6 protein-coding genes are annotated in these 7,242 nt (G+C 43.2%); 1 reads left to right on the forward strand and 5 read right to left on the reverse strand.

The window, feature by feature from the left end; translation table 11 throughout:
- Together A3766_RS28935 and A3766_RS12420 are read right to left on the reverse strand one after the other, a co-directional pair.
- Positions 1-241: transposase zinc-binding domain-containing protein (locus tag A3766_RS28935; RefSeq protein ID WP_197479555.1), on the reverse strand; the 241-nt coding region annotated here is incomplete at its 3' end.
- Between the two features lie 361 nt (positions 242-602).
- Positions 603-1,676, reverse strand: coding sequence for a GGDEF domain-containing protein (locus A3766_RS12420; RefSeq protein WP_068514223.1), 1,074 nt, complete (start codon positions 1,674-1,676; stop codon positions 603-605).
- Between the two features lie 264 nt (positions 1,677-1,940).
- Here A3766_RS12420 and A3766_RS12425 point away from each other — a divergent pair, with 264 nt between their 5' ends.
- Positions 1,941-2,690, forward strand: a complete 750-nt coding sequence (locus A3766_RS12425; RefSeq protein WP_068514227.1) for a helix-turn-helix transcriptional regulator — start codon at positions 1,941-1,943, stop codon at positions 2,688-2,690.
- Between the two features lie 83 nt (positions 2,691-2,773).
- Here the strand turns inward: A3766_RS12425 and A3766_RS12430 are convergent, their stop codons facing one another.
- The 3 genes from A3766_RS12430 to A3766_RS12440 all read right to left on the reverse strand — a co-directional run bounded on the left by A3766_RS12430 (position 2,774) and on the right by A3766_RS12440 (position 7,067).
- On the reverse strand, positions 2,774-4,816 hold the full coding sequence (locus A3766_RS12430) for a VIT and VWA domain-containing protein (RefSeq protein WP_068514231.1): 2,043 nt from the start codon (positions 4,814-4,816) through the stop codon (positions 2,774-2,776).
- Between the two features lie 170 nt (positions 4,817-4,986).
- Positions 4,987-6,114 (reverse strand): PQQ-dependent sugar dehydrogenase, encoded by a 1,128-nt coding sequence (locus A3766_RS12435; RefSeq protein WP_068514383.1) that lies wholly within the window; start codon positions 6,112-6,114, stop codon positions 4,987-4,989.
- Between the two features lie 20 nt (positions 6,115-6,134).
- Positions 6,135-7,067, reverse strand: a complete 933-nt coding sequence (locus A3766_RS12440) for a class I SAM-dependent methyltransferase (protein WP_068508856.1) — start codon at positions 7,065-7,067, stop codon at positions 6,135-6,137.
- Positions 7,068-7,242: the final 175 nt, after the last annotated feature.

Consider the following 7,242-nt stretch of genomic DNA (forward strand, 5'->3'; position numbering starts at 1 on the left):
ATCGTTCATGATGGCAATCCTCGCAGCGGACACGCAAAAAGCCATATTCCAGCCGACCACATTGGAGAAAATCTTCGAACTCTCTCTGAACGTAACGAGGCAAGCTTTGTCCCTGACCCTCCAACGAGGACTTAAAGACAGGATAATGTTCCTGAACCAATTGATAGAGGAGCGTCTTTTCGGGCTGATGGCGTTCATAGTATGGTGCTTGACTCGCCCAGACATTCCTTGCCGGTGACATGAGTATCCTCCTTGATACTGTTTATACATACAGCATATAGAAGAAGCTTCACTTAGCGAATATTGGCCGTAATTTTGTAAAAACAGTCCAACTGTTATGTCCGCTTTCGGGTCTTTTGTAATATAAAAATGCTAGTTAGGAAGGGCCAGATTAGATCTGAAGACAATTCTCAAGTTATGTCCGCTTATCTCACTTTCCAGAAGTAACCGATCAGATCAATATTGGCCAAAATATCCTTGTTTATCGATCAGTCATGAAGGTCCGTTTTGCGGACTTTCACGCCTTTGAGTGCTGTTTAACTATGCCGTGCACTGAACTCCAACCTTTGAGAAAGGGTTCGAGCCGATACACCTTTCTGATACTACTGACTTTGCGCAAGGTTCTGCGTCTCTCCAATTACTCTGTTCCGGCCTTGTTTCTTAGCTGCATACAAGGCTTGGTCAGCGCGCTCTACTAAGCCATCAATTGTGTCAGAGGTTTGCATACTCGCAACACCGACAGAAATGGTAATATTACCCAGGGTGACTTTTTTATCACTGCCCATAACCAGGTTTTTACTGGCGACCTTATCGCATAGCTGCTGGCCTACAACGAGTGCGCCTTCGTAGCGTGTGTTGGGTAATAGCGCCACGAATTCTTCACCTCCATAACGAGCGACGATATCGTCACCTTTGACACCCTTCTTTAGAACTGTTGCGATAAAGGTTAAAACTTTGTCGCCTACTGCGTGGCCGTGCGTATCATTAAACGATTTGAAGTGATCAATATCCATAAATAGGAGAGAGAAGGGCTTCAGTGTTTGTTCAAACTCATTTACTAGTGTTTTAATAGACTCATCAAATGCTCGTCGATTCGGGATGCCGGTGAGCTGGTCGGTAAACGCCGTTTCGTTCAGTTCTTCCAAGTTCCTTTTTAAAGTACTGACTTCCTCCTTCACAACGATTAAGGAGTTTTCCATTGATGTGTTGGCTTGTCTAACTTGGTCAGTTTCTTCAATAAGCTTGGCAACGAGCTGAGTGATGCTGTTGATATCGGGGTTTTTCTTTAGATCATTCTGGCTTTCTTCCAGTGCGGCTGAAAAAGCCTGGTTGCCCTCAAGGATTTTTTCCAGCTCTTGCAGCAGGTTGTCCACAAGCGTCTCTGTATCGCCTTGTATATGGCTCAGTTTATCCTGCGTTTGGTTTGCAATATAAGTTTCGTAGAGTGAGTTATTTAAGCTGTCTGTAAAGTTCGTTCCACTTTCTAGCAGGCTATCTATTTTCTTGCGTAGCTCGAGGTTCATTCCTTGAAAATACTCATACCAAACGAAGTAGTTTTCCGGGGTGATTGGGATTTCAAGGTCTTTCATTTGTGGGATAGTTTTCTTAAGGCAGTCAACAGCTTGTTTAAGCTTTTTTTGACGGCTTTCCCGCACAGGTATTTGTTGCTCTGTCATATTACTCGCTACTCCATTTAGCCTGGTAATATTTGTCTGTAACCTGAGTTCAAGCCTCTAGTTTGTGCAATAATCTAAGAATTATAAGACTTTTTCAATCATAAATCATTTCGTCTATCCAGTTGTCCGCCGGCCTAATTCAGTCATTTTAGTTGTTGATGGTAACGATAAAACCATTCTAGGTTTGGATATAAGCCCGATATTTCATAGTATTCGGTATTGCTGTCATTCTCATGAACCGCTGTTTCATAATAGGGAGATCAGATGTCTCAGAGCGCTGCTTTAGTCAAAGCACTGAAAAAATGTTTGAAAATTAACGATGTAAAATATGCAGATGTGGCTGATGCCCTCAATTTAAGTGAGGCGAGCGTGAAACGTTTGTTTTCTGAGGAAAGCTTTTCGCTAAAAAGGCTAGATCAAATTTGTGAATTTTTAGGTATTGAAATTAGTGATCTGGTGGAGATGGTGAGACAGTCTGATCAGATTCGAAGTTTGACGATTGAGCAAGAAAAAGAAATTATTGATGATCTTCCGCTTTTGATTGTCGCAAATAGTGCCTTAAATCGTTGGAGCTTTGAAGATATATTGTCTACCTATGATTTAACTGAGACCGCGTTAATCCAGCATCTTGCCAAATTAGATCGCCTAAAGTTGATCGAGTTGTTGCCTGGAAATCGCATAAAGTTATTAGTTGATAGAAACTTCAGTTGGCAAAAGAACGGCCCTATACAGCGGTTTTTCGAAGAAATTCTAGTGAATGAGTTCTTTAACTATAGGTTTGATGAGCCCAGTGACAAACGACAGTTTGTGGTGGGGATGCTCTCTAAAGCCTCTAACCTGATCTTTCAGAGAAAGTTGGATCAACTTGCAGAGGAATTTCATCGCTTACATGTAGAGGATGAAAAGTTGCCTGTTAAAGAGCGATTCGGTACTAGTGTTGTCACAGGTATGCGTCGATGGGAGCCTTTGGCTTTTGAGAAGATGCGCAGAAAAAAGGATCTGCGAAAGTTTTAGTATTGATGGGGTAGTTTGAGGTGTGGGCTGATCTATGAAAACCGAGTTCATAGATCAGCATTGGTTTCGTTTTTTAGGGTGTTTTATGAACGCTTTGATTGAAGCTTTCGTGATAACACCGCCGCGATGAGCAGCAATAACATCATCCAGGGGCTAGATGAGCCTCCACCAGAGCTCGGGTAAGCGCGGGTGTTGTTGAAAGCTGGTTGATGGGCATCTTTACGATGGTCTCTTACCGGCTGGCTTGCGCGTTGTTGTTTAGCCTGCAATTCTTTCTTTACGCGTTTGGCGTTATCTCTTGAAATGTTAAGCTGCTTGAATACCTCTTCTCTCACAACAATCATCGAAGTGTAGTCGGTGACTAAACCATATTGTTTGGCAATGTCGATGATGGCTTGTTTGGCATCTGCATCTTCGCCTAGATAGTCAATTTTATTCTGCAATGCTTCAATGCTCGCGAACGCCCATAACCTTTCTATCTCAGGGTTGAGTTCACTTTGTTTTGGGAAGTCAAAAGACGTTGTGTAGGTTTGTTGTTGGCCTGACATTTTGCCTTTGATTTCAACCGTTGCTTTACCATTTCCCCAGTAATGTCCGAACAAGATAAGCTGCTGACCTCGGTACACAGAACCGATACGGGCGGGTGTAAGGTTTTTAACCTTAACGCCGTCAATATCAACTTCGACATCATGAAAGGCTTCGTGAGTTAGTTTTTCGGTAGCGATCATTAGCTTGCCAACGATGTCATCACTATTGGATACACTCATTGCGAAGCCGTTAGAAATTTTTGTCATGCTATCGAGTAGTGGTCTATTAGCACTGTTGCCCATCACAAAGGTAAAGAGTCGTACATCATATTGTTCGAGTAAGCTTAGAAAGGATTTTTTCTCCGTGGTGCCGATATTAGCAACGCCATCGGTGACTAAGATGATGGCACTCGCGCGATCAGAATCGAGACCTTTGATGCCTTTTTTCAGGCCGTCGTATAAATTTGTGCCGCCATTAGGGGTCGTCGATTCAAGTGATTGTGTATATCTTGATACATTCTCGGCTGTCGCAGGGGTGTAACCTTGTGTGATCTCACTTGCATTGTTGTTAAATAGGATGATGCGAAAACGGTCATTTGGATTTAGCTTGGAAAGCCCTTTGTTAACGCCTTCGATAAGGCTGTGGTATTTTCCCTGCATTGAGCCTGAGTAGTCCAGTACAAAGATCCAATCTCGCCCCAAGTTGATTTTACTTAAGTCATCCCCCGGGGTGATGGTCATCATAAAGGTTCCTTTGTCTTTTCCGGGTTCTTTGTGTGTGACCATATCAATCGAGCCTGGCAGGCCTTGTTGATGTCTCCAGTAGACCACGATATCTTGATCGAGTTTAGTGATTGATTGCTTTGCTGTGATTGGGTTTGAGTCTTCTTCGTTTTGTGCGGCCTGCCCATTCATCATGGATATATGCCATGCCTGATTCGTGTTTGAGGTGACAATTGCCTGCGGATGTTTCGGAAGACGGACATCGTCAATAGGGTAAGAGGATCTTATATTCATCTTGAAGCTGAATGCTTCGGTTACCACTTCGTTGTAGCTCCAAAAGGCCAACTTTTCTTCATCGACGCCACCATCTTCAAGTGGGTAGACATAACTGCCAATGCCATGGTCTGAATGGACAGCTTGAATGTAGACTAATCGGATTTTGACATCTTGCTTTGGCAAAACCGGGTAAACGGCACTATCAAAAGATTTATACTCATCCTGTTCTGTTAAGGCGGTTTCTCTGCCTTGTGCTTTTTCTTGCTCATAAATCTCGCGAGCTTGTTTTTTCTCAAGCACCTCGCCAGTCACAGCTTTACCGTCTATCCAATAGGTGAACTCTCCTACCGCTGCTTTTTCTGGAATGGGGAAGGAGTAGATTGCTTCTAGCGTGGTGTCATTCGGGTTGAAAAATAATTGTGTTACTGAAGTAATGGCATAGCCATCCTCGATAGTGACATCTACATGGTGTTGTTTTATTTCCAACGCTGGTAGCTGACCGTTTGCGGGTGACATGAGTCCAGCGGCCTGCGACATCATGCTAAATGCGAATAATAGGGTAAAGCTTATCAATTCTAAGAAGTTTGGTTGTCTGTTCATAATGCTCTCCATTTGTTGGTTTGTGGCAACAAGCGAAAGCAAAACTAGATGGTGATGAACGGATACTCAATAAAAAACGACTAAGTCTAATAGCAAGAGCCTGAGGGTATTAGATAACGATACTTTTCCATATTTTTATACAAGGATTGTTTTGTTGTAGTCACTCAAAACTATTTATCACGCAAACGCAAAATGCGTCCACTGTCGGTGGAAAGGTAAATCCAGCCTTCAGGACTTTCGACAACTGCTCGAATGCGTTCGCCCAGGCTTTCAAGTAATCGTTCTTCAGCGATAGCCTGATACTGCTTGTTGAGCGATACTCGGTTTAGGTGTGTCATCTTTAGTGCACCTGAAAAGAGGTCCCCTTTCCATTCCTTGAAGGCTTTGCCTGAATAAACGATCAGACTCCCTGGCGCAATGGAGGGAACATAATATTTAACGGGTTGCTCCATGCCTTCTTTATGAGTGCTTTCACCCACAGAAATTGGCCCCCAGTATTCCTTGCCATAGGAAATGATGGGCCAGCCATAATTTTTGCCTGGTTTAATCAGGTTTATTTCGTCACCACCTCTTGGTCCATGCTCGATAGACCATAAAACAGACTTGTCGGGAGTAAAAGCTAAACCTTGTGGGTTTCGGTGCCCGTAAGACCATATTTCGGGTAGGGCGCGGGCTAGTTGAGTGAAAGGGTTATCTTTAGGAACCGTGCCGTCTAAATTTAATCGAATGATGCTTCCGGCATGATTGCTTAGGTTTTGCGCGTCTTCCCGTTTGCCTCGGTCACCGACGCTGAAAAATATGTGCCCCTGATTGTCAAAGGCAATACGGCTACCAAAGTGTCGGAAGGTATCGCTATCGCCTTTCGCTACGAATAGCTCACGCCAATGCCTTAGCTGCTGATTCTCTGTGAGTTGGGCGCTGGCAAGGGCTGTCGTTCCCTTTCCATCATGTCTTTTGCTATAACTAAGATAAATATTCTTTGATGAGCTGAATGTTGGGCTTATGGCAATATCAAGAAGGCCACCTTGGCCTTTGGCAAGCACGTTCTTAAGCCCTTGGATAGTTGTGAGCTGCTTTGTTTGAATATCCAAACTATAAAGCCGGCCACGTCGTTCGGTAATTAATAGAGTGTTGGCATCCAGAAAAGCCAGTCCCCAAGGAATATTTAAGCCTGAGTATAGTTCTTCCAAAATGAAGTGAATCTGGCCACTTTGCCCTTCAAGGATAGTGCGGGAAAAGCTTGGGCTGGCAAAGCTTATGAAGAACGCAAGACTAATACATGCAATGAAATTGTACATTTTAGGGAACTCCAATAGCTTCAGCATTCAATCAAGGCAAGTTTTAACCCCTTATCAGGCTCCAGTTCTTTTATTTCATCACTAAGCGCTAAAGGCGTGATAGATCTTACATCCTCTATCGTCTCTCGTATGTCGCGTTCAAATTCTGAAAAGGTTACTTGTTGATTGTTTAGGGCCGCTAAGATAACTCCGCCATCCTTTAAGTATTTGGTGCAGCGACGTAGTAGTTTCTGATAGTCAGGCCAGCCTCGAAAGGAGCCTTTATGAAAAGGCGGCGGGTCGAGAATGATTATGTCGAACTTTGACTGCTTGGCAATTTGGCTGTTTGACTTAAGAATGTTCTTTTTCCAAATCGATACTCTTTCATCCAGTAGATTATTTATCTGATGATTTAATTGTGCGGTTTTGGTGGCGCTACCGCACATATCAATATTAACTACTTTCTTTGCGCCACCTTTCAAAGCAAACAAAGAAAATACCGAGGTATAAGAAAAAAGGTTTAGAACACGTTTGTTTTCGGCGTGTTCAGCAAGCCAATGCCAGCCACTTCGCATGTCTGGAAACACGCCTGTGTTGCGGTTTTCGCCTAAACTAACCTTACACAAAAGATCCTTATCAAGTGCTGCATTAAACTCCAAAGGCAGTTCAGGCTTATTGCTAGTTCGTGTAAACAAAACCTCATTTTCCACATCGGGCCAAGGCCGGGATTGGAGCAATACGCTTTGAATAAACTCATGCTCTTCAAAGATCTCCTTAATGACGGAAAGCTCATTGTTGCTTAGCTCACCTTCATAGCATTGGACAAATAAAACGGGTGGATACCACTCAATATTGAGGTTCTCAAATGAGGGAAAAAACCGACCTCTGCCATGGAATACTCGGCAAACCTGTTCAGGCGATTGTCTAAGGTTTTCACCTAGTTCTTGCTTTAGGAGGTTCTGTACAGTAGTCATTGCAGAAATTTTGGTCCGGCTCAGTGATTGTTCAGGGGATTCTATAAAAGAAATGATGGTAGATCTATTTTTATGATTTTGGCCGCGAAAGAAGAGCAGTTAATTAAATCATAAAGAGAGAGTAAGAGAACCTATAAGGCGAATACCTTATAGGTTGTATGGAAAAAGAAGTCGT

The sequence above is a fragment of the Oleiphilus sp. HI0132 genome (assembly GCF_001635845.1).